20 protein-coding genes and 2 pseudogenes are annotated in these 20,914 nt (G+C 60.3%); 8 read left to right on the top strand and 14 right to left on the bottom strand.

From position 1 onward, the window contains the following. Positions 1-35: 35 nt before the first annotated feature. On the bottom strand, positions 36-791 hold the full coding sequence (locus ACW9HX_RS21585; protein WP_457382166.1) for an SDR family NAD(P)-dependent oxidoreductase: 756 nt from the start codon (positions 789-791) through the stop codon (positions 36-38). A 120-nt stretch (positions 792-911) separates the two neighbouring features. On the opposite strand from ACW9HX_RS21585, the gene ACW9HX_RS21580 reads away from it, so the two are divergent. Beyond that, a complete protein-coding gene (locus ACW9HX_RS21580) occupies positions 912-1,808 on the top strand; it encodes a LysR family transcriptional regulator (RefSeq protein WP_457382165.1) in 897 nt (298 codons plus the stop codon). Positions 1,809-1,861: 53 nt separating this feature from the next. Here the strand turns inward: ACW9HX_RS21580 and ACW9HX_RS21575 are convergent, their stop codons facing one another. Next, positions 1,862-3,475 carry an inorganic phosphate transporter gene (locus tag ACW9HX_RS21575; RefSeq protein ID WP_457382164.1) on the bottom strand — a complete coding sequence of 538 codons (1,614 nt, stop codon included), beginning with the start codon at positions 3,473-3,475 and terminating at the stop codon, positions 1,862-1,864. 239 nt (positions 3,476-3,714) lie between these two features. After that, a complete protein-coding gene (locus tag ACW9HX_RS21570; protein WP_047599633.1) occupies positions 3,715-4,737 on the bottom strand; it encodes a transporter in 1,023 nt (340 codons plus the stop codon). A gap of 276 nt (positions 4,738-5,013) precedes the next feature. On the opposite strand from ACW9HX_RS21570, the gene ACW9HX_RS21565 reads away from it, so the two are divergent. Both ACW9HX_RS21565 and ACW9HX_RS21560 read left to right on the top strand, forming a co-directional pair. Beyond that, positions 5,014-6,636, top strand: coding sequence for a methyl-accepting chemotaxis protein (locus tag ACW9HX_RS21565; protein ID WP_457382163.1), 1,623 nt, complete (start codon positions 5,014-5,016; stop codon positions 6,634-6,636). Between the two features lie 112 nt (positions 6,637-6,748). Beyond that, positions 6,749-7,192, top strand: a complete 444-nt coding sequence (locus ACW9HX_RS21560; RefSeq protein WP_457382162.1) for a hypothetical protein — start codon at positions 6,749-6,751, stop codon at positions 7,190-7,192. A 386-nt stretch (positions 7,193-7,578) separates the two neighbouring features. On the opposite strand, the gene ACW9HX_RS21555 is transcribed toward ACW9HX_RS21560, so the two are convergent. Both ACW9HX_RS21555 and ACW9HX_RS21550 read right to left on the bottom strand, forming a co-directional pair. After that, positions 7,579-7,884, bottom strand: a complete 306-nt coding sequence (locus ACW9HX_RS21555; RefSeq protein ID WP_197871217.1) for a PepSY domain-containing protein — start codon at positions 7,882-7,884, stop codon at positions 7,579-7,581. A 138-nt stretch (positions 7,885-8,022) separates the two neighbouring features. Further along, positions 8,023-9,150, bottom strand: coding sequence for a glycerophosphodiester phosphodiesterase (locus ACW9HX_RS21550; protein WP_457382161.1), 1,128 nt, complete (start codon positions 9,148-9,150; stop codon positions 8,023-8,025). A gap of 215 nt (positions 9,151-9,365) precedes the next feature. Here ACW9HX_RS21550 and ACW9HX_RS21545 point away from each other — a divergent pair, with 215 nt between their 5' ends. Next, positions 9,366-9,692: a DUF2025 family protein gene (locus ACW9HX_RS21545; RefSeq protein WP_085730336.1), complete on the top strand. Its 327-nt coding sequence runs from the start codon at positions 9,366-9,368 to the stop codon at positions 9,690-9,692. 147 nt (positions 9,693-9,839) lie between these two features. On the opposite strand, the gene ACW9HX_RS21540 is transcribed toward ACW9HX_RS21545, so the two are convergent. Together ACW9HX_RS21540 and ACW9HX_RS21535 are read right to left on the bottom strand one after the other, a co-directional pair. Continuing rightward, positions 9,840-10,154: an antibiotic biosynthesis monooxygenase family protein gene (locus ACW9HX_RS21540; protein WP_457382160.1), complete on the bottom strand. Its 315-nt coding sequence runs from the start codon at positions 10,152-10,154 to the stop codon at positions 9,840-9,842. Next, positions 10,151-10,858 (bottom strand): CTP synthase C-terminal region-related (seleno)protein, encoded by a 708-nt coding sequence (locus ACW9HX_RS21535; RefSeq protein ID WP_457382159.1) that lies wholly within the window; start codon positions 10,856-10,858, stop codon positions 10,151-10,153. Before ACW9HX_RS21535 ends, ACW9HX_RS21540 begins: the two co-directional genes overlap by 4 nt. 15 nt (positions 10,859-10,873) lie before the next feature. On the opposite strand from ACW9HX_RS21535, the gene ACW9HX_RS21530 reads away from it, so the two are divergent. Beyond that, positions 10,874-11,815: a LysR family transcriptional regulator gene (locus ACW9HX_RS21530; protein ID WP_457382158.1), complete on the top strand. Its 942-nt coding sequence runs from the start codon at positions 10,874-10,876 to the stop codon at positions 11,813-11,815. On the opposite strand, the gene ACW9HX_RS21525 is transcribed toward ACW9HX_RS21530, so the two are convergent. The 5 genes and pseudogenes from ACW9HX_RS21525 to ACW9HX_RS21505 all read right to left on the bottom strand — a co-directional run bounded on the left by ACW9HX_RS21525 (position 11,816) and on the right by ACW9HX_RS21505 (position 15,720). Continuing rightward, entirely contained in the window at positions 11,816-12,346 is a 531-nt protein-coding gene (locus tag ACW9HX_RS21525; protein ID WP_457382157.1) for a DUF1003 domain-containing protein, read from the bottom strand. It abuts the gene before it with no gap. A gap of 61 nt (positions 12,347-12,407) precedes the next feature. Further along, a pseudogene (locus tag ACW9HX_RS21520) lies at positions 12,408-12,845 on the bottom strand (methyl-accepting chemotaxis protein); the annotation flags it as partial. Positions 12,846-12,953: 108 nt separating this feature from the next. Further along, a pseudogene (locus ACW9HX_RS21515) lies at positions 12,954-13,637 on the bottom strand (PAS domain-containing protein); the annotation flags it as partial. 274 nt (positions 13,638-13,911) lie between these two features. Continuing rightward, entirely contained in the window at positions 13,912-14,964 is a 1,053-nt protein-coding gene (locus tag ACW9HX_RS21510) for a diguanylate cyclase (protein WP_457382175.1), read from the bottom strand. Between the two features lie 147 nt (positions 14,965-15,111). Beyond that, positions 15,112-15,720: a TetR/AcrR family transcriptional regulator gene (locus ACW9HX_RS21505; protein ID WP_457382156.1), complete on the bottom strand. Its 609-nt coding sequence runs from the start codon at positions 15,718-15,720 to the stop codon at positions 15,112-15,114. A gap of 214 nt (positions 15,721-15,934) precedes the next feature. On the opposite strand from ACW9HX_RS21505, the gene ACW9HX_RS21500 reads away from it, so the two are divergent. Next, positions 15,935-17,008, top strand: a complete 1,074-nt coding sequence (locus ACW9HX_RS21500; protein WP_457382155.1) for an MBL fold metallo-hydrolase — start codon at positions 15,935-15,937, stop codon at positions 17,006-17,008. A 112-nt stretch (positions 17,009-17,120) separates the two neighbouring features. Beyond that, the gene (locus ACW9HX_RS21495) at positions 17,121-18,638 is read left to right on the top strand and encodes an amidase family protein (protein WP_457382154.1); all 1,518 of its coding nucleotides are present in this window, start codon (positions 17,121-17,123) and stop codon (positions 18,636-18,638) included. Positions 18,639-18,730: 92 nt separating this feature from the next. Here the strand turns inward: ACW9HX_RS21495 and ACW9HX_RS21490 are convergent, their stop codons facing one another. Continuing rightward, complete coding sequence (locus tag ACW9HX_RS21490) at positions 18,731-19,045, bottom strand: XRE family transcriptional regulator (protein ID WP_457382153.1); 315 nt, start codon at positions 19,043-19,045, stop codon at positions 18,731-18,733. A gap of 93 nt (positions 19,046-19,138) precedes the next feature. After that, complete coding sequence (locus tag ACW9HX_RS21485; RefSeq protein ID WP_457382152.1) at positions 19,139-19,906, bottom strand: AraC family transcriptional regulator; 768 nt, start codon at positions 19,904-19,906, stop codon at positions 19,139-19,141. A 113-nt stretch (positions 19,907-20,019) separates the two neighbouring features. Between ACW9HX_RS21485 and ACW9HX_RS21480 the strand changes: the two genes are divergently transcribed. Continuing rightward, positions 20,020-20,835: a sulfite exporter TauE/SafE family protein gene (locus tag ACW9HX_RS21480; RefSeq protein WP_457382151.1), complete on the top strand. Its 816-nt coding sequence runs from the start codon at positions 20,020-20,022 to the stop codon at positions 20,833-20,835. Positions 20,836-20,914 lie beyond the last annotated feature (79 nt).

Raw genomic sequence — 20,914 nt, 5'->3', positions numbered from 1 at the left:
GGGCTGCGATTTTTTTGTCCGGACTTTGTTCGGGCTTACAGAAACATCCCGCCCGACGCTTCAATCCGCTGACCGTTGATCCACTGCGCCCCCGGCGACAGCAGCAACGCCAGTGCACCGCCAATGTCATCCGGCTGACCGGCACGACCCAGCGCGGTGTTGCTGGCGACCATCGCGTTCAGCGCCGAATTGTCGCGTACTGCGCCGCCGCCGAAGTCGGTTTCGATGGCGCCCGGTGCCAGGATATTCACGGCGATCTGTCGCGCGCCCAGCTCCTTGGCCTGATAACGGGTCAGCACTTCCATCGCGCCTTTCATCGCCGCATAGGCCGCATAACCCGGCAGGGTGAAACGGGCCAGGCCGCTGGAGATGTTGATGATCCGCCCGCCATCGTTGATCAGCGGCAGCAGTTGCTGAGTCAGGAAGAACGGCCCTTTCAATTGCACGTTCATCAGCAGGTCGAACTGCGCAGGCGTGGTTTCGGCGAAGGACGCATGCACGCCAATCCCGGCGTTGTTGATCAGGAAATCGAAGCGCGGCTGCCCGAGCTGTTGCAACGCCTGCTCGACCCGCACGGCGAAATCGGCAAAGCCTTCGCTGCGACCGACATCCAGTTGCAGCATCACGGCGTTGGCACCGAGATTTTTCAATTCCTCGACCAGCGATTGCGCTTCATCGGCGCGGCTGTTGTAGGTGCCGATGATGTCCACGCCTTGCGCGGCGAGGTGCAGGGCGGCGTTCTTGCCGAGGCCACGGCTGGCACCGGTGATCAATGCGATTTTGCGGTTCATGGGTCTTCCTCGAGGGCAGTGACGGTTGATGGGGCCCAGTTTATTTATCCGCCGTGAGGTGATAAACAGACTGAAACCGGAATCACTGGTCGGTATGTCCGAACAATCAAAAGGTGGCCCATGAACAAACTGGAACTGCTGCGCACCTTCGTCCGGGTCAGCGAACTGTCGAGTTTTACGATGGCGGGGGAGAGTCTGGGGCTGCCGCGTTCGACGGTGTCGGAACAGGTCCAAGCGCTCGAAACCCTGCTCGGCACGCGCCTGCTGCAACGCACCACGCGCAAGGTCCAGGCGACTCAGGACGGCCTCGCGCTGTATGAGCGCAGTAAGGATCTGCTGTCGCACATGGACGAAATCGAGAACCTGTTCCGTCAGGACGAAGCGTCGCTGACCGGGCGGATCCGGGTCGACATGCCGAACATTCTGTCGCGGCGGCTGATCATGCCGAAGCTGCCGGAATTCATGGCCCGCCATCCGAACCTGGAGCTGGAAATCAGCAGCACCGATCGCCGGGTCGACCTGCTCGCCGAAGGCTTCGATTGCGTGGTGCGCATCGGCGCGCAGCCCGATCAGTCGGTGGTGGCGCGGCATCTGGGGGATTTCAGCATGATCAACTGCGCCAGCCCCGCGTATCTCGAGCGCTACGGCGTGCCGCAGACGCTGGAGGATCTGGCGCAGCATCGGCTGGTGCACTACGTCGGTGTGCTGGGTTCGCGATCGGAAGGGTTTGTCTACGAGCAGAATGGGCAGGTTCACCGCTTGCCAATGGCCGGCAGCGTGACGGTCAACAGCACCGATGCGTACGAGTCGGCGTGCCTGGGTGGATTCGGTCTGATCCAGGTGCCGCGTACAGGCATGAATACCTATCTGGACACCGGTGAGGTGGTGACGGTGCTGCCGCAATACACCGCGCCGGCGATGGGCATTTCACTGTTGTACGCCAGGCAGCGGCATCTGCCGTTGCGGGTGCGGGTGTTCATGGACTGGCTGGGGGAGTTGATTCGCTCGACACTCTGATTTCTGCCGCAAATCCCTGTGGGAGCAAAGGCTCTCACAGGGATTCCGGTTAATCAGAAAATCTGGGTGAACAGCCAATACAGGCTGCCCGACAGCACAATCGCCGCCGGCAAGGTCAGCACCCACGCCATCAGCAGATTGCGGATGGTCTTCATCTGCAAGCCGCCACCGTTGGCGACCATGGTCCCGGCCACGCCCGAGGACAACACATGAGTGGTCGACACCGGCAGACCGAACATGTCGGCGGCGCCGATGGTCAGCATCGCCACGGTTTCCGCCGAGGCGCCCTGGGCGTAGGTCAGGTGGGTCTTGCCGATCTTCTCGCCGACCGTGACCACGATTCGCTTCCAGCCGACCATGGTGCCCAGCCCCAACGCAATCGCCACGGCGATCTTCACCCACAGCGGAATGAACCGTGTGGCGTTGTCGATCTGCTGCTTGAACAGTTGCAGTTTGTTGGTGGTGTCGGCGTCGAAGGTGCCGACCTTGTTCTTGTCCATCAGGCGAATGGTTTCGCTGGCCAGGTACATGTCGTTACGCACGTTGCCCATGGCCTCGGCCGGGACTTTCGACAGCGAACCGTAGCCTTTCACTTCTTCACCGATATGACCGGTCAGTGCGGCGAGGGCCGGAACCAGTTGCGGCGTGGCTTGCTTGCTGCGCACGTAATCCGAGAGCACCGGACGCGGATCGGCCGGGGCCGGCAGCGGGGCGCTTTTCACCAGCGCCTGTTGGGTGACTTCAGCCACGGCGGCGAACTGCAACGCTTGATCCGCCGGCATGGTGCGGTTCAGCGCATAAGCCATCGGCAGGGTGCCAACCAGAATCAGCATGATCAGGCCCATGCCTTTCTGGCCGTCGTTGGAACCGTGGGCGAATGACACGCCGGTGCAGGTCAGGATCAGCAAACCGCGAATCCACCACGGCGGCGGGGTGTTGCCTTCCGGGGCTTTGTACAGCGAGCGGTTCTTGACGAAGGCGCGCAGGGCCAGCAGCAACAGCGCCGCGCAACCGAAGCCCACCAGCGGCGACAGCAGCAGTGCGTAACCGATCTTGGTCGCCTGAGTCCAGTCCACACCGCTGGTGCCATCGCGACCGTGCATCAGGGCATTCGCTACGCCGACGCCGATGATCGAACCGATCAGCGTGTGCGACGACGAAGCCGGCAGGCCCAGCCACCAGGTGCCGAGGTTCCACAGGATCGCTGCGATCAACAGGGCGAAGATCATCGCGAAACCGGCGGACGAGCCGACTTGCAGAATCAGCTCCACCGGCAACAGCGCAATGATGCCGAACGCCACCGCGCCACTCGAAAGCAGTACCCCGAGGAAGTTGAAGAAACCCGACCACACCACGGCCACGTTCGGCGGCAGCGAGTGGGTGTAGATCACCGTGGCCACGGCGTTGGCGGTGTCGTGGAATCCGTTGACGAACTCGAAGCCCAGCGCAATCAACAGCGCCACGCCGAGCAGCAGGAACGGCGTCCAGGTGGTGACCACCGTGCCGAGTTCGTGCATGTCGTGCATCAGGCTGTAGGCGGTGAACAGCATCCCCATCGCCAGCACGGCGAAGAACACGACGTAGGTGAAGGGGCCGGTTTTCTTGTCGAGCGCCGGCCTGCCACTTGCAGCGGAGGCCGGGCTGGCGGTCAGGGAGGGAGTAGCCATGGGAGGACAATCCTGAGCGGGGGAAGGAGTGTTGCCCATGATCGTTGCTAAATATTACAGAGAGACTGCGACAGATCAGTGTTTGGCGGATTAGCCGCGCCGCTGGTCTTCTGACTGATCGTTCCCACGCTCTGCGTGGGAACGCCGCCCGGGACGCTCCGCGTCCCTGTGACGCAGAGCGTCACCTGATGCATTCCCACGCCGAGCGTGGGAACGAGCGTGTCGGCGCTCGGCAGCGCTCAGTAATCCCCGCGCTTGCGAAACGCCCAGCGTCCGGCGATTACGGTGAACGTGGCCACCAGCGCCACCAGAATCCAGAACCCTTCCGGATCGGTGGCCAGCGGCACGCCGCCGACGTTCATGCCGAAGAAACCGGCAATGATGTTGATCGGCAGCGCCAGCACCGTGACCACGGTCAGGGTGAACAGCGTGCGGTTGCTCTGCTCGTTGAGGTTGGCGGCGATCTCTTCCTGCAACAGCTTGATCCGCTCGCCGAGGGCTGTGAGGTCGTTGATGATCAGCGCAAACTCCTCGGTGGACTTGCGCAGCTCCTTCACGTCCTCCTTCTGCAACCAGGGCGGCGGTCGGTTGAGCAGGCGCAGCAGCGAGCCTGGCTCCAGCGCCAGCAGCCGTTGCAGGCGCACCAGCACCCGACGGTTGGCGCCGAGTTCGGCGCGGTTGGTCGACAGTCGCGAGGACAGCAACTCGTCCTCGACCTGATCGACGCTCATGCTGGTCTTGCGCACGATCTGGGTCAGCACTTCACCCTGGTCGCGCAGCAGGTGCACGAGCAATTCCGACGGCGAGCGAAAGCACTCGCCGGCCTTCACCGACGAACGCAGCTTGTCCACCGAGTGCAGCGGTTGCAGGCGCGCACTGACGATCAGTTTGCTGCGCACGCAGACCCACAGCGTCGACACGTCCGACGACACCATGCTGCTGAGGTTGAACACCACGTCGTTGACCACCGCCAGCAGTGCCGAGTCCACATGTTCGATGCGGGTCGAGCGCGAGCCTTCATGCAGCGCCTCGAAAAACTCTTCGGGCAATTGCAGATGGCTTTTCATCCAGCGCTCGCACGCGGCGTGGGCCAGGTTCAGGTGCAGCCAGAGAAACTCATCGCTGTCGCTATCGTCTTGCAGGCAGCGCAATGCAGTCGCCGAGTCGACTTCGCGACCACGCTCTCCGGGACGAAAACGAAAACCGTAGAGCAGGCCGAACAGGTCTGGATCGCGATGGCTGATATCGAGGCTGTGGTTCATGAAGTCTCGCTGGGAGGAGGGCGTCTGTCGCGGGATTTGCAGATTCACCTGAGCCGCATCATTGCAATGCGGTGTGACGTTTTGGTGACAGGTAAATGACGTCAGAATCAATGCCTTACCGGCGGTCGGATATTTCTCAAGAAGCCCTCTGGCACGCCGATCACGCATGAGTTAGGTTGCGCGCCTTCGGCCATGAGCCAAGGTTCGCCGACACGGATGTCCGGCCACAATTCACGTCTTACCGGACGTGCCTCATCCCTGTCATGAGTACCTGCGATGTTGCAAAAATCCCTGAGAGCGCAAATTCTCGCCCTGCTGAGCGGCAGTCTGTTGGCGATGCTGTTGATCGCGCTGGCTTGCTTTCATTTCCTGTCCAACGGCGTGCAGAACTACAGCCAGTTGATCGCCGGCCCCTTGCACACGTCGCAACTGATCGACGAAGCCAACCTGCAATTCAAGGTGCAGGTGCAGGAGTGGAAAAACGTCCTGCTGCGCGGTAAACAACCGGCGGACCTGGCCAAGTACTGGGGCCAGTTCGAAGATCGCCAGCGCGATGTACAGAACATCCTCGGTGAACTGGCCAATCAGAAAGGCCTCGAGCCTGCGCTGAAAACCCGCATCGAACGTCTGCGTGAAGAACACCGCCTGCTCGGCAGCGCGTACCAGAAAGGTCGTGATGCCTACGTGGCCGCCGGTGCCGACCCGACCGCTGGCGACGTCGCCGTCAAAGGCGTCGACCGCGCCGCCAGCGACCAGATGAGCGAACTGGTGGCCGAACTGCGCAAGCAGGGCACCGAACAGTCGGCGCTGATCAGTGCCAGCGCTGATCGCACCGTGTTGCTGGGGATTCTGGTGATGCTCGCGTCCGGTCTGTTGATCGGTTTGCTGAGCCTGTGGCTGGTTAACCGCAACCTGGTCGAGCCGATCCGCAAACTCATCGACTACGTCACCCAATTGAGCAAGGGCCGTCTGGTCGAGCGTGTGTCCAGCGACCGTCAGGACGAGTTGGGCAACCTGGCCGCCGCGGCCAACACCCTGCGCGATTTCCTCGCCGAAACCTTCAACCATCTGCAGCGCAGCGCCAAGGACCTGGACAGCGCCAGCGGCGAGTTGAACGCCATCGCCACCGTCATGGCCGGCGGCACCAACGAGCAGTTCAACCGCACCGATCAGGTGGCCACGGCGATGAACGAAATGTCCGCCACCGCCCAGGAAGTCGCCCGTCATGCGGCCGACGCGGCGCGTGCTGCCGACGATGCCGACCAGTCCGCCCAACAGGGCGAGAAGGTCATGCAGAGCACTATCCACAGCATCACCCAGATGCGCGGTGAAATCGCCAACACCGCCACGGTGATCCGTCGTCTGGAAGCCGACAGTGGTCGCATCGGCAAGGTGCTGGAAGTGATTCGCGGCATCGCCGAGCAGACCAACCTGCTGGCGCTCAACGCGGCCATCGAAGCGGCCAGGGCCGGTGAAGCCGGGCGTGGTTTCGCGGTGGTGGCCGATGAGGTGCGCAACCTGGCGCAGCGTACGGCGGAGTCGATCATCGAGATCAACCAGATCATCCAGAGCGTGCAGACCGGCGCGGTGGATGCGGCCCACGCCATCGACAGCGGCCAGACCCGCAGCGACGAAAGCGTCGAGCAAGTGACCCAGGCCGGCGCCATGCTCGAGCGCATCACCCATGCAGTGGAAGCGATCCGCGACATGAACCGTCAGATCGCCACGGCGGCCGAAGAGCAGACTTCGGTGGCCGAAGACATCTCGCGCAACCTGACCGAGATCACCTCGATCGCCAGCACCAACCTCGACAACGTGCAGCGCACCGAAAGCGCCAGCCAGAACCTGCACGGCCTGTCCGGGCAACTCAACGACGTCACCGCTCGCCTGAGCGTCTGACCCGCCAGCGACTGTGTACCGGCCCGGTTACCGAGTCGGTACACAGTCGATCTCAAATTCATGTGTGCATCGCCGATGGCCGGTTATTCATAACCGTCATTGGAGATTTCCCATGGTCAGCATCACCTCTGTTTCGATCAATCAGACCGTCACCACCCCTACCAGCAAAACATCGATTGCCGACACGGGCGACGACACGTCGACCACTGCGGCGGCCAGCACCAGTGTGAAAGCTGACACCAGTAAAGTGGCGGCGGGCGGCGGTGCTGCACCGTCGGGGGACAGCAGTTCCAGCAGTGATGAATCGGATACCGTGAAGGAACTGCGCAAGCAGATCGCCGAGCTGCAAAAGCAATTGCAGGAACAACAGCAAGCGCTGCAAGCGGCCCAGGCCAAGCAGGAAAGTCAGGATGCCAAGGCGGCGGATGTTGCGGCTGCGCAGTCGCAGATTGCGACAACTTCGGCTTCGTTGCAGACGGCGACGGCGGCGTTGTTGGCGGCGTTGCAGGATTCTGATTCGAGTACGTCTGGCTCGCTGGTCAGCACGACCGCGTGAAACCTTCCCCCTCACCCTAGCCCTCTCCCAAAGGGAGAGGGGACCGACCGAGGTGTTTTTGCTAGATACATCGACCTGAAAATCTTGTGTCGAACTCAGGTGCATAAAATCCCCCGATCAGCTCCCTTTCCCTTCGCCCTGGCCCTCCCAATACATCGGAAGGGTACAGGCGGAGTTGAATGTTAGAGGTGCGCCGACCTGACAGTTCTAAGTTGACCTCAGTTTTTGAAACCTATGGAGATCTGCTCCCTTTCCCCCTCGCCCCCCTGGGGGAGAGGGCTGGGGTGAGGGGGTAAATCTCACAGGCGCCGCAAGAGTTCCGTCAAACTACAGACACAAAAAAGCCGCACAACCCAAAAGTCATGCGGCTTTGTTTTATCAGCCAATCAAGTGTCTTGCTTGTTGCTCAGCACCTTGCCGGTGGTCGCGTCGAAGTCCACATCGAACTCTTTGCCATCAGCAGTTTTCAGTTCGACTTCATACTCATAACCATTGAAATGATTATCCAGATCGGTGTCAGTGATGGTCGCGCCCGGATGCAGTTTCAGCGCTTGTTCGTTCATCGATTCCAGCGATTTGATCTTGCCGGACTTGACCAGCTCAGGGATCTGATCAACACGAACGTCAGCCTGGGCCAGGCCAGCGGTGAGGGTCAGGGCGGCAGCGGTAAACAGGGCAGTCAGGGTTTTCATCGGTTATTCCTTTGGGTGATTCGTTCAAGTGAGTTCAGGTTAATGACCCCAACTTAATTCACCCTTAAAACACAGCGAGCAGGCCGGACTCCCTGTGGGAGCGAGCCTGCTCGCAATACTGACGCCCCGATTTACGGATCAGAAACCGTTGTTCTTCAACACCTGATCCACACTGGCGGCGGCCGGGCGTTTGTAGAACTTCAGCAGTTCGCTGGCGCGGTTGGTGAAGATGCCGTCGACACCTGCAGCCATGACTTTCTCGTAGTCCACCGGCTCATCGACGGTGTAGACGTGCACCAGCATGCCCTTGTCGTGGGTGTACTTGTTCATCCATGGCTGAACCAGATCCGAATAACTCTGATCGCCGCCGTGGGTCAGCTTGGCCGACGGGCCGGTACCGATGGCACCCTGAGCCTTGGCATAGTCGATCCATTGCTTGAATTCAGCTTCGGATTTCGGCTCTTGCTTGCCGTAGAAAACGTTTTTGTCCTTCTCGCCGGAGTCGGCAAATGTCACTTTGGATTTCGGCTCGATGCTGCCTTCGCCGACCCACAGCAACAGGATCTTCGGCACCTGCGGCATTTCCTTTTGCAGCAGTTCGAGGCTGTTTTTCTCGAAGGTTTGCAGAATCACTTTACCGTTGCCTGCACCGACGCTGGTGGCGTCTTTTGGCTGCTTGGCGCCGGCCGGGATCAGCAAGCCACGGGCCTGGAGTTTTTCCTTCAGGTCGTGCTCGATGCCGGGGAACAGTTGCGGTTCCTTGGTCTCGATGTACAGGCCAGGCTTGTGCTGCGGGTTGGCCTGGGCGATGTCGATGATTTCGTCCAGGGTCAGAATCTTCAGGCCGACGTAGGACGGGCGCGCGCGATCCGGGTAAGCCTTGTTGTACCAGCTGCCGGCATCGAGGGTTTTCAGTTCGGCCATGGTGAAGGCGTTGGCCGGGCTGTCCTTGCGATCCGGGAACTTGCTGGCGACGTCGGTGGTGCGTTGCAGATTGTTGTCGTGCAGGGCGAACAGCACGCCGTCCTTGCTGCGCTGCAGGTCCATTTCCAGGTAATCGGCGCCCAGGTCGCGGGCCAGTTTGTAGGAGGCGGCGGTGGATTCCGGGGCGTCGAAGGACGCGCCACGGTGGGCGATCACGGCCGGGTGCGGAATGCCCTCCGAGGCAGCGAGTGCAACAGGGCTTGGCTGGGTGGCGGCATGGGCCTGGCCGAGGCCGAGCATCAGGCTCAGCAGCAGAGCGCTTTTGGTAAACGTGGCGGGCATGTCGAGGTCCTTTCGCAGGTATTTTCGAAGATGTCCCTTTTAGCAACTCAAACGAAAACCTGCTATCGCAAGACCGACATAAACGTACTGAAAGCGAAAATTTCCGCACTTTTGTGCGTTTGTTTGCAGTACGCTTGGCCACGGCAACCACCCCTGCAGAGGGTGTGCCCCAATGCCCTGCGTGTAAACCTTTGACCACTCTTGTGAGGTTTACCATGCGCATCACATCCCAACTCATCTGCCAGGCGGCCGACGACCTCAAAGGCTTTGTCGGCCTCAATCGCAAGACCGGCCAGTACATCGTGCGTTTCAGCGAAGATTCGTTCGGCATGGACGTGGCCGATGACGGCATCATTCCCGCCAGCGAATTCGTCTGGGCCCCGGCCACCGAACAGACCATGACCCTCAAGCGCGAGTTGATCCAGTTGCTGCTCGATCAGCACATCGATGACCGGATCAACATCACCGAGCCGCTGCGCGTTTACATGAGCAAGCGCGAAGTGCCGGAGATTGTGGCGGTGCGCAGTCTGGTCAAGGGCTGAGGTTCTGGCGTGACTGTCCTGGCCTCTTCGTCGGAACGCCGCCCGGAGCAAGCCCGCTCCCACAGGTACCGCGTGATCTTGAGAACAACGCAGTACCCTGTGGGAGCGGGCTTGCCCGCGAAGGGGCCAGTGAGCCCGCCTCAATACTCACAGAGCAAACCGATATTCCCGCTCCACCCGACACACCCGCGTATGAAATGCCGAATACCACTCAGCCCGCCCACGTGCCTGAATCACCCGGTGTTCCGGATGCTCGCGCCAGGCCAGAATCGCCGCCTCGCTTTCCCAGTACGAAACCGTAATCCCCACCCCGTCCGCGCCCCGGATCGAATCGATGCCGAGAAACCCCGGTTGCTCGGCCACCAGTTGCATCATGCGTTCGGAGGCTTCGGCATAGCCGTTGTCGCCCTCGGTACGGGTCGAGGTGAAGATCACAGCGAAACACTCATTGTCCGACTTCATCGAGATTGCTCCACACAGGCTTCAACGAACGCCCGCACCAGTGGCGTCAATTGCCCTTTGAGCGCTACACGTTCCGGCTGGAACAATGTGGCGACGAAGAACACATGGTTTTTCAGTTCGATGGCGCGCAGATCGCCTGCCGAATCGTGACCCACGGCGTGCAGGTCATGGGTCAGCAATTCACGTTCGAACTGCGGATTCACACCAAAACGGCAGCGATAACCTTCACGAATCTCCGATGTTTCGTACGCCTTGGCGATCAACGAACCGGGCACCAGATGGATGCTGTCCACCGCTTCCACCAGCGAACAGGTCAGCGGCGTGAGCACCGTGCGGCTGGAGTCGGGTGAGGTTTCGCCATGTTCGGCATCGGCCCAGCCCAGCACGTTGCGGGAAAACTCCAGCACGGCATGTTGAAAACCGCCGCAGGTGCCAAGGAAGGGGCGCTGCTGTTCGCGGGCAAAACGAATGGCCCGCAACGCACCTGCCTCACTCTTGTAAGGGCTGGCCGGGACACACCAGAAACCATCGAAACCTTCGAGCGGCGTATCGAGGTGAATCCGGTCTGTGGCCAGCCATTCGAATTCCACGGGACGGCGAATGTGTTCCGCCGCCAGCTCGAGGGCAACGGGGATGGCTTGATGGGCGGTGACTTGCGGGTCGTAGTCACCGATCAGGGCGATGCGCAGGGCTCTGGATTCCATGAGTGTTCGCTGTGCTTGTTGAGGGATGACGCTCACTATAGATTGGCGTTCACGCACTCAATATGGGCGTTTCCCCAAGTGATTAATGCAGCGACGCACTATCGGCTCGACTTCCCGGATCTGGCGCTGATTCTCGCCCTGGTGCGTGGCGGCTCTCTGGCCCGGGCCTCACAGCTGTTGAAGGTCGATGTGTCGACGGTGTTTCGCGCCGTGCGCCGCCTCGAAGCCGCGCTCGGTCAACAACTCTTCGAAAAAAGCCGCGCCGGTTACCTGCCCACCAGCCTCGCGCAGACCTTGGCGGAGCAGGCCGAGCGTGCCGAGCAGGCACTGGAAGCGGCGCGAGTCGGCGTGGAGCAGGGCGGCGAAGTGGTCAGCGGCACGGTGCGCCTGACCTGTACCGATTCTGTGCTGCAAGGATTGCTGCTGCCGGCGCTCGCGCAGTTCATGCCGAACTACCCGGCGCTGACCATCGAACTGAGCACCTCCAACGACTTTGCCAACCTCAGCCGCCGCGATGCCGATATCGCCGTGCGCCTGACGCGCACACCACCGGAGCATCTGGTCGGACGGGAACTGGCGAAGATTTCCTACCGGGTCTGCGCCAGTGAGCGTTATCTGAACAATGCCGATGGGGCCGATCTGACGGCACTGACCTGGATCGCCCCGGACGATTTTCTGCCCGATCACCCGACTGTCGTCTGGCGTCGCCAGCACTTGCCGGGCGTGACGCCGGGCTATCGCTGCAACAGCATGCTGTCGGTGACGGAGCTGGTACGCGCCGGGCTCGGCGTGGCGGCGTTGCCGGACTTTCTGATCACCGAAGGTCTGCAAGCCTTGAGCGAACCGCTGCACGGCTACGACACCGCACTGTGGCTGCTGACCCGCCCGGACTGCCGAGCATTGCGCTCGGTGGTCACGCTGTTCGATGAACTCGGGCGGGCGCTGCGTTTGCCGTGATCAGGATTGCGGGTTCTGGCGCATGTGATCGTGCAACTCGCGGGTCAGGCCTTCGATGCGTTCGGTGAGGTTCTTGGTCATTTCGGTGAGCCGGGTGTTCTGCTCCAGCAGCTCAAGCAACTGCGCGGTGTTCTTCGCCGCCTGCACCTGGCGCTCGCTGTTGGCCACGGCCAGAGCTTCGCGATGCTGCGCGTCCGCGTCCGATTGCGCCTTGTCCCGCGCGGCCTGGCGGGTCTGGGCCAGTAGAATCAGCGGGGCGGCGTAGGCCGATTGCAGGCTGAACGCCAGGTTCAACAGAATGAACGGATAAACGTCGAAGTGGGTGACGCCAAATATGTTGAGGCACACCCAGAGCACAACGATCAGGGTTTGCGCGCCGAGGAAGGTCGGCGTGCCGAAGAACCGCGCAAACGCCTCGGCCCGCAAGGCAAACTTGTCGTTACCGAAGGTTGTATTGAGGTGGGCGTGGGGGCGATGAAAGCGCAGGTGATCGACAGGGGCGCTGGATGATTCGGTTTTTTCGGTGGTCATGACGGACTCGGCAGGGCTTGGGACGTTGAGTCACTATAGCCCTGCGTCGCCCGTGTTGGCCTTATCCCGGCGCACGCTCGTTGGCAAACATGCTCACCGCTTCCACGGCTTCGCTGGCGCCGTCACGAATCTGCAGAATCACCGTCCCCGCCTGATCCGCCAGCTCGACGCCTTGGGCGGCGCGCCCACGGGTGCCGTCCATGCTCTTGATTGCCTGGCGGGTTTCGCTCTGGATCAGGCCGATCATGTTGGAAATCTCCGCTGTCGAGCCGCTGGTGCGGGCCGCCAGTTGTCGCACTTCATCGGCCACCACCGCAAAACCACGCCCTTGTTCACCGGCCCGCGCCGCCTCGATTGCCGCGTTGAGTGCCAGCAGATTGGTCTGGTCGGCAATCGCGCGGATGGTGTTGACGATGGCGGTGATCTGCTCGGAGCGCTCGCCGAGCTGGGCGATCAGGGTCGACGATTGGGCGATGTCATCGGCGATTTCGCGCATCTCGCTGGCCGCTTGCTGAATGACTTGCGTGCCTTGCTCGGCGACTTTTCGGGTAGCGACGGAGATGTGATAAGCGGCGCTGGCGCTGCGGGCATCCTGCTCGTGCTGCTCGACCCGGGCGGTGACGTCCGAGGCGAATTTGACCACTTTGCACAGACGCCCGGCGGCGTCGTAGACCGGGTTGTAGTTGGCCTCCAGCCAGACGGTTCGCCCGTGCTTGTCGACGCGTTCGAACTGCCCGTGGAAGAGCTCACCCTGATTCAGTCGGCGCCAGAAATCCTGATACTCGCTGCTGTTGACCAGCTCTGCGGTGCAGAACAAGCGGTGATGTTTACCTTTGAGTTCGGCGAGGGTGTAACCCATGCGCGTCAGAAAATTCTGATTGGCTGTAAGAACATTGCCATTGAGATCGAATTCAATCACCGCCATGGCGCGGTCGATGGCCTGCAACTTGGCGTTGGCTTCACTTTCCTGCTGCACCTTGGCGGTGACGTCCATGGCGTACTTGACCACTTTCACCACGCGGCCTGAAGCATCCTTGATCGGGTTGTAACTGGCCTCAAGCCAGATTGGTCGGCCCTGGCTGTCGATGCGCTCGAAGGTGCCGGACTGGAACTGACCGTTTTTCAGCTTCGACCAAAGCTCGGTGTACTGACTGCTGCGGGCAAAATCCGGCGGGCAGAACTGGCGGTGGGACTGGCCGATCACCTGTGCTGCCGTGTAGCCCGTGGTCTTGAGAAAGTTGTCATTGGCGCGCAACACCACCGCGTCGAGATCGAATTCGATCACAGCCATGGAGCGGTCGATGGCTTCGAGCAAACCGGATTGCTCGGTGATGGTTTGTTGCAGGTCGTCGATGACGGACTTGTGGCGATTGAAAAACATGCTGGGTGCGCTCCGGAAATAGGGCTAGAGGTGTTGTCCCTGTTCCCGCGGCGGCAGGCCGAAGATGCTGGCGACGTTCGGCGTTGACTTCATAGTGCCAGCATCCAGGCTGACAACCAGATCTTATACAAACTTTGTATGGTTGTACAAGAAAGTGATTTGCCAGGATCTTGTACAACTTTTGTCAGGCGCTGGAGCGGCTCAACGCAACGCAGATTGTGTTACGCCCCGTGTGTTTGGCTGTGTACAGCGCTTTGTCGGCGTCATCCAGCCAGTCGAGGGCATCCGGGCAGGTCAGTTGAAAACGCGCCAGTCCGATGCTCAGGCTGACCCGCAACTCGGGCACCTCGGGATGGCGGTACTGATGCAGCGCCTGGCGCAGTTGCTCCATCAGGGCTTCGGCTTTGCTCAGCGGCAGGTTGGGCAGAATCACGCAGAACTCGTCGCCGCCGTAACGCCCGGCCAGCTCACTTTCATCCAGCAGGAATTTCAGTTCGCGACTCAGTTGTTGCAGCACCGCGTCGCCGACGATGTGCCCGTAACTGTCGTTGATCACCTTGAAATGATCGATGTCGATCAGTGCCAGGGTGGCCTGGCTGTTGTGCTCGCGGCACTGCTGGAATTTCAGGTGCAGCAGGTCTTTCCAGGCGCCGTGGTTGAGCAGGCCGGTGAGGCTGTCGGTGCGGCTCAGGGCGCTCAAGGTGCGTTTGTGTTCAGCGAGTTTGATCGCCAGTTTGTAGCAGACCATTCCCAGTGCCAGCGGATAAAGAGTGAGCATCGGCAGGCACGCCCAGACCTGGGTTTGCGTGGTGGTCAGGTTGAATCTGACCCCGAACACCGACCAGCCCAACAACACGCCGATCAACTGGGCCAGGGCGCCGAGCAGGAACAGACGCCGGCCACCGGCGGCCACATTGTTCATGGTCATCATCGACAGAATGGTCACGGCGGTCAGCGGATTGAACTGGAAACACGCAGTCCAGAAACCGCCGCATACCGAGTCGTAAAGCAGGTTGCGACGTTCAGCTCGGTAGGGGAAGGCCGAGCGGCTCGACCATTGATAGGCGGCGTGGGGCCAGAGAAAACCGTTGAACAGCAACAGCGCCCAGAGCCAGGCCGGCATGTTCAACGGGTACAGCGCGGCGCCGACACTGAAGAAACCGACGCCCAAACCGATGGCGCGTGGCAGGTAAATGCGTCTGGCGAATGACAAGCCTTTGCCGCGTTGGTTATCCATGATGTTCTTCGCCAGATTCATTCTGAAACACTTTGCAGTGTAATTCTTCAGAGTGACCGTTCATCGGTCAATGACAGACATTGTCATTTATTCCAGCGGGAAAATTCAGTGTCCTTGTGAGCCATTTAATCGTGGCGCAGGCACGACCTAGAGCTGATAGCAGGCCAGGAACATGTCCAGCGCCGACTCGACCACGGCACTTTGTGTTGCGTTGTCGAGCGCCGGTTGGCCCATGGAAATCTGCGGCCAGAAGGCGAAGGATTTAAGCAGCCCCTGTACCTGATGCGCGGCGAACTCCGGATCGACGGGTTTCAATCGACCGTCCGCCTGAGCGGCGCGAATCCACACGGTGACGCTTTCCTCTCGTTCGCCCATGCGTGCCACCATGTTCTGTGCACGTTCGGGCGAATGGATCGCGGCGGCGATGGCGACACGGGCCAGATTCATGAAATTGTCGTCCGCCATCATCTGCAACTTGGCCAACAGCATCGATCGCAACTGGTCGCGCAAGGGCTGATCTGGCTGATATGACACGGCTTGCTCAGTGCTGATCCGTGCCCACAACTGGTTGAGAATTTCGGCGAACAGCTCTTCCTTGCTCGGAAAATGGTTGTACACCGTGCGCTTCGACACCCCGGCGGTAGCCGCGATCTTGTCCATGCTGGTGACTTCGAAACCGTTGGCACGGAACTCGTTAATGGCCGCCAGGATGATGGCTTCGCGTTTGCGGTCGGTGAGGCGCGTTGGAGCTGTCATAAATTCGATTCGGCAGAAAAAAGATGAAATTACACTCGGCAGTTTACTTGTCATGCGGTTTGATGCAACCTAGAAAGTACACCGATCAGTGTAATGTTGCGTTAATCGGTGCAACCTAAAAGCAGATGTCCGGCTGATGCGTGCGTGCCTTGGCCATTTATCGTCCCACCGTGGAAAACCGTGAATTGCGCGGTTTTTCTGGAGTCATTCAGTCATGGCCAAATCAACTTCCTCCGCGGTCAGTCCATTACCTGAAGCTTCGCGTCAGGCCGAAGGGGCTTTCCGCAATCACGCTCCGGTCCAGCGCGAAGGTTTGCGCAAAATGGTGCGGATCATGTGGAACATGATCTTCCACAAACCGCACAACACCCGCCCGGCGTCGGCCATTCCGGTACAGCCTCTGACCCGCGCCGACCTGATTGCCGCGCCAAACCACAGTGTCTATCGCCTCGGTCACTCGACCCTGCTGCTGAAGCTGCAAGACAAATTCTGGATCACCGACCCGGTCTTCGCCGACCGCGCCTCGCCCGTGCAATGGGCTGGCCCGAAACGCTTCCACCAGCCGCCGATCAGCATCGACGAGTTGCCACCGATCGAAGCGGTGATCCTGTCGCACAACCACTACGACCACCTCGACTACGAAGCGGTGTTGAAACTCGCGGACAAGGTCAACGTCTTCCTGACCCCGCTGGGCGTCGGCGATACCCTGATCAAATGGGGCATCGATGCCAGCAAGATCCGCCAGTTCGACTGGTGGCAGGGCACCCAAGTCGCGGGCATCCACTTCATCGCCACCCCGTCACAGCACTTCTCCGGCCGTGGCCTGTTCGATGGCAACCAGACGCTGTGGGCTTCGTGGGTGATCATCGACGGCGACAAACGGATCTTCTTCAGCGGCGACAGCGGCTACTTCGACGGCTTCAAACGCATCGGCGAACAGTTCGGCCCTTTCGACCTGACCCTGATGGAAACCGGCGCCTACAACGTCGAATGGCCCCACGTGCACATGCAACCGGAAGAAACCCTGCAAGCCCACATCGATCTCAAGGGCCGCTGGCTGTTTCCGATTCACAACGGCACGTTCGACCTGGCGATGCATGCGTGGCATGAACCGTTTGATCGCATTCTTGCCTTGGCCTGGGAACGCAGTGTTTCCATCACGACGCCGAAAATGGGTGAGGCGTTTAACTTGATGCAACCCCAGCGTGGGGACGCGTGGTGGTTGGAAGTGGAACAGGAGATGTCAGAAAAAGGGCGCGTTGCTTGTAGCGGCTACAAGGCAGGGTGAATTTTCCTACCAGTACTGGTTCTTGTTGCTGACAGCCGTTTCCTGAGGCTTCGGTAGGCTTGGTCGCGAGTGAAATGACTCACTCGTGATTGGCTTAAACAAGGATTGGAAAATGAAATGCCGCTTTAAACGCAACATGAATACGCTGGCGCCGGCCATCCTGCTTTCGCTCGCCAGCAGTGTCGCCTTCGCGGCGCCCTCCAGCGCTGAACTTGAATACGCAAGCGCCAGCGAGCTCAGTGCAATGATGGTCAGCAACGAACTGACTTCGGTTGCGCTGGTTCAACACCTCATTGCGCGCATTGCGGATCTGGACAAGCAAGGCCCGACGCTCAACGCCATCATCGAAATAAACCCCCAGGTTCTCGACATCGCGACAGCGATGGACGAGGAGCGTGCGCAGGGCAAGATCCGTGGCCCGCTACATGGAATCCCGGTCCTGTTGAAGGACAACTTCGATACTGCTGACAGTCTGCAAACCAGTGCCGGGTCATTGGCCATGGTCGGGCAACCGGCGGCTCAAGATGCTTTTACGGTTAAACAACTGCGCGATGCCGGCGCCATCCTGCTGGGCAAGGCCAACATGAGCGAGTGGTCGGGGATGCGGGACATGTCCCTGCCCTTGGGGTGGAGTGGGCGCGGCAGCCAGGGGAAAAATCCTCATGTGCTGAGTAAAAGCACCTGTGGTTCCAGTTCCGGCCCGGCGGCAGCGGTAGCCGCCGGTTTCACACCGCTGGCGTTGGGGACGGAAACCAATGGTTCGATCAGTTGCCCGGCGTCGGCCACCGGTGTGGTTGGCGTCAAACCGACACTGGGACTGTTCAGCCGCTCCGGCATCGTGCCGATCACCCGCTTGCAAGACACTCCGGGTACGCTTACCCGTACCGTCCGGGATGCCGCGCTGCTGTTCAACGTCATGCAAGGCGTTGACGCCTCGGACAGAGAAACTGCCAACGCTCCCATTGGAGTCGACTACACCGCATTGCTTTCCAGTGAAGCCTTGCAAGGTAAACGGATCGGTTATCCGATTGCGTACACAGGGTCCCACAATACGGAGCTGACCCCGACTCTGGAGATGCTGGTGGCTCTGGCAACTCTGGAGGAACAGGGCGCTACGCTGGTCCCACTGACTGTGCGTCTTCCGGCCATCGATGACTACATCAACGGCCTGATGGGCGCGATGAAACATGAGCTTCCCGAATATCTCGCCAGCCGTCAGGGTTTACCGATCGATTCTTTGCAGGCGTTGATCGACTTCAACAAGGCCAATCCCGGTGCAGAGAAATACGGCCAGGAGATGCTTGAGGCCATCAACGCGTCGGCGCTTTCCCATCAGGAGGCGAGTGCACTGATTACAACCATCAGCCAGAACTTCAAAGATGCTATCGACGAGCAGGTGCGTGAGCACAATCTGGATGCCCTGTTCGCCGAGTCGGACGGCTTTTCCCAGTTCTCTGCTGCCACCGCAGGCTACCCGGCAATCACCTTGCCCTCAGGCATGAACGATGACGGCATGCCGACCTCCGTGTTCTTTTATGGCCAGCAGTGGAGCGAGCCGCAGTTGTTTGCGATGGCGTACAGCTATGAGCAGGCTTCGATGGAATTGCAGCATCCGGTGTTCAAGGAGTAATCAGGCCAACGAGGGTTTCCTTGCAAATGGCAGTGGAACCTTCGAATTCAAGCCGCAGCAACAATCACATTCCACTAACCATGCGCGGTGAATTACTCGACCATTGCCATTTCACCGCGTATTTCTACAGAGCCTGACTCTCTCATATTCCCCCCGCGCCCCGGCGCAAACCCCGGAAAGAACACCAGCCCCTGCGCCTCAAACCGATAGGTCAACGCCAGCCGCACCGCATCCGCCACGTCTTGTTGCGCTTCGAATCGCTGAATGTCGTCTGTTGAAACCTTGGCCTCTCGCGACAACTGTTCAACGCTCCAGCCCAACATCCCTCGGGCCTGGGCGCAATGGGTCGGGGTGAACTGGAAAAGGGCGATACGTTCGAGGATGAGGTTCATCGCTGAAGAGGCCATGGTGTGCTCCGGGCTCGAGAGTGCTGATGGAAAATGTACTGTGTTTTTGTACAGTTGTTTTTAGCCGGGATCAAACGCATTTTTTGATTTGCCCTAGTTCGCCGCCTCCAACCAGACGGACGGTGCCTGACCGAGGATCCGACGGAACATCGTCGAGAACGCCGCCGGGCTGTCATAACCGAAATCCAGGGCAATCCGCGTCACCGCCTCACCCTCCGCCAGCCGCGCCAGCGCCAGTACCACGCAGGCGCGCTGGCGCCATTGACTGAAACTCAGGCCGGTTTGCTGACGAAACAGTCTGTTGAAGGTGCGCAAGCTTACGTGCAGCTGATCGGACCATTGCTGGGGTGATTGGTGGGCATGCGGCTGATGCAGAAAGGTCTGACACAATTCGAGCAGTCTTCCGTCAGACGGCAGCGGTATATGCAACGGCAGCGGTGCGCTGCGCACCAATTCATGCAGCAACAAATTCATCAGCACACCGTCGCGCCCGCTCAGGTCATACGTCAGCGGCAGCTCCACGGCTTCCATCAGCAAGTGGCGCATCAGTGGCGACACACTGATTACCTGACAGCGCTCACCCAGATCCACCGCCCCCGGCTCGATGTACAAACTGCGGGTACTGACCCCGAGCATCAAAACCTCATGCGCCACCCCCGGTGGAATCCACACCGCCCGCTGCGGCGGCACCACCCAGTTGCCGTCATGCGTGCTGACCTGCATCACCCCGGTCGCGCCGTACAACAATTGCGCCCGTCGATGCGTATGACGTGGCAACAGATGGCCGTGGGAATAATCCGTACCGATCGCCACCACCGGGCGCGGCGTGTCGTCCAGCAAATTGATCGAAACATTGCGCATCGAGCGGCACCCGGCAAATTGGCGTAAACGCAAACATTATTGGCTGACTTGCTGAAGCAGGCCAAGCGTCGCCGCTCTATCGTCGAACTCTCCCAAACAACGGACGACGCGCCATGTTCTACCTCCTGCTGACACTCTTCGGCTGCCTGACCGGCGTCACCGCCGTGCTCTTCGGCTTCGGCGGCGGCTTCGTCGTCGTGCCACTGCTGTATCGCATGCTCACCGCCAGCCACGGCGCCGACGACCCGATCAGCCAATCCGCCATGCACATCGCCGTCGCCACCTCGACCTGCGTGATGATCGTCAACGCTCTGGTCGCCACCGACAAACATCGCCGCGCCGGCAACCTCATCCGTGATTACCTGTGGCCCTTGGGCGGGTTCATCGGGTTGGGCGCGGTCGTCGGCGCAATCGCCGCGGTCTGGGTCAGCGGCGAAGTCATTCGTTATGCCTTCATCGCCTACCTTGGCGTGACGATTGTCGACTGCCTGCTGCGACGCGGATTTCTTACGCAGTCCGAAGGCGCCATCCCACGTCGATTGAGAACACTGGAAACGTCCGGCGGCGGTGTAGGCATTGGCGCCATCGCAACCTTTCTCGGTGTAGGAGGAAGCGTCATGACCGTGCCGTTATTGCGGCGTTGTGGGTTGAGCATGTCGCAGGCGACGTCTATGGCCAATCCATTGAGCGTGCCGGTGGCGCTGGCGGGAACGCTGACGTACATGCTGATCGCGTGGTTCAGCGAGACAGACCTCGGGCCATGGTTTATCGGGTATGTGGATCTGCTGGCGTTTGCGGTGCTGACGCTCGGATCGTTGCTGGGGATTCGACTGGCTACGCCGTGGATCGGACGGATACAGGATTGGGTGCATGCGCGGGTGTATATCGGTCTGCTCATGATGGTGATGATCAGCATGTGCTTGAGCTGATAACGAAGACGCTCGATTCCCCCGCACAACCTCGACATAATCCACGGCTATTTTGCGCGGGCAGTTGCTCGTTTATTCA

Source organism: Pseudomonas sp. SDO52101_S400 (assembly GCF_054071635.1).
Note: the sequence above shows the minus strand (reverse complement) of the source record. Positions and strands in the feature narration are given on the sequence as shown.

Coding starts and splice junctions, on each gene's coding strand:
- ACW9HX_RS21480 (WP_457382151.1), top strand. CDS start 20,020: ATGTTCTACCTCCTGCTGACACTCTTCGGCTGCCTGACCGGCGTCACC.
- ACW9HX_RS21580 (WP_457382165.1), top strand. CDS start 912: ATGAACAAACTGGAACTGCTGCGCACCTTCGTCCGGGTCAGCGAACTG.
- ACW9HX_RS21495 (WP_457382154.1), top strand. CDS start 17,121: ATGAAATGCCGCTTTAAACGCAACATGAATACGCTGGCGCCGGCCATC.
- ACW9HX_RS21575 (WP_457382164.1), bottom strand. CDS start 3,475: ATGGCTACTCCCTCCCTGACCGCCAGCCCGGCCTCCGCTGCAAGTGGC.
- ACW9HX_RS21545 (WP_085730336.1), top strand. CDS start 9,366: ATGCGCATCACATCCCAACTCATCTGCCAGGCGGCCGACGACCTCAAA.
- ACW9HX_RS21490 (WP_457382153.1), bottom strand. CDS start 19,045: ATGGCCTCTTCAGCGATGAACCTCATCCTCGAACGTATCGCCCTTTTC.
- ACW9HX_RS21525 (WP_457382157.1), bottom strand. CDS start 12,346: ATGACCACCGAAAAAACCGAATCATCCAGCGCCCCTGTCGATCACCTG.
- ACW9HX_RS21560 (WP_457382162.1), top strand. CDS start 6,749: ATGGTCAGCATCACCTCTGTTTCGATCAATCAGACCGTCACCACCCCT.
- ACW9HX_RS21565 (WP_457382163.1), top strand. CDS start 5,014: ATGTTGCAAAAATCCCTGAGAGCGCAAATTCTCGCCCTGCTGAGCGGC.
- ACW9HX_RS21555 (WP_197871217.1), bottom strand. CDS start 7,884: ATGAAAACCCTGACTGCCCTGTTTACCGCTGCCGCCCTGACCCTCACC.
- ACW9HX_RS21500 (WP_457382155.1), top strand. CDS start 15,935: ATGGCCAAATCAACTTCCTCCGCGGTCAGTCCATTACCTGAAGCTTCG.
- ACW9HX_RS21570 (WP_047599633.1), bottom strand. CDS start 4,737: ATGAACCACAGCCTCGATATCAGCCATCGCGATCCAGACCTGTTCGGC.
- ACW9HX_RS21585 (WP_457382166.1), bottom strand. CDS start 791: ATGAACCGCAAAATCGCATTGATCACCGGTGCCAGCCGTGGCCTCGGC.
- ACW9HX_RS21510 (WP_457382175.1), bottom strand. CDS start 14,964: ATGGATAACCAACGCGGCAAAGGCTTGTCATTCGCCAGACGCATTTAC.
- ACW9HX_RS21485 (WP_457382152.1), bottom strand. CDS start 19,906: ATGCGCAATGTTTCGATCAATTTGCTGGACGACACGCCGCGCCCGGTG.
- ACW9HX_RS21505 (WP_457382156.1), bottom strand. CDS start 15,720: ATGACAGCTCCAACGCGCCTCACCGACCGCAAACGCGAAGCCATCATC.
- ACW9HX_RS21535 (WP_457382159.1), bottom strand. CDS start 10,858: ATGGAATCCAGAGCCCTGCGCATCGCCCTGATCGGTGACTACGACCCG.
- ACW9HX_RS21550 (WP_457382161.1), bottom strand. CDS start 9,150: ATGCCCGCCACGTTTACCAAAAGCGCTCTGCTGCTGAGCCTGATGCTC.
- ACW9HX_RS21540 (WP_457382160.1), bottom strand. CDS start 10,154: ATGAAGTCGGACAATGAGTGTTTCGCTGTGATCTTCACCTCGACCCGT.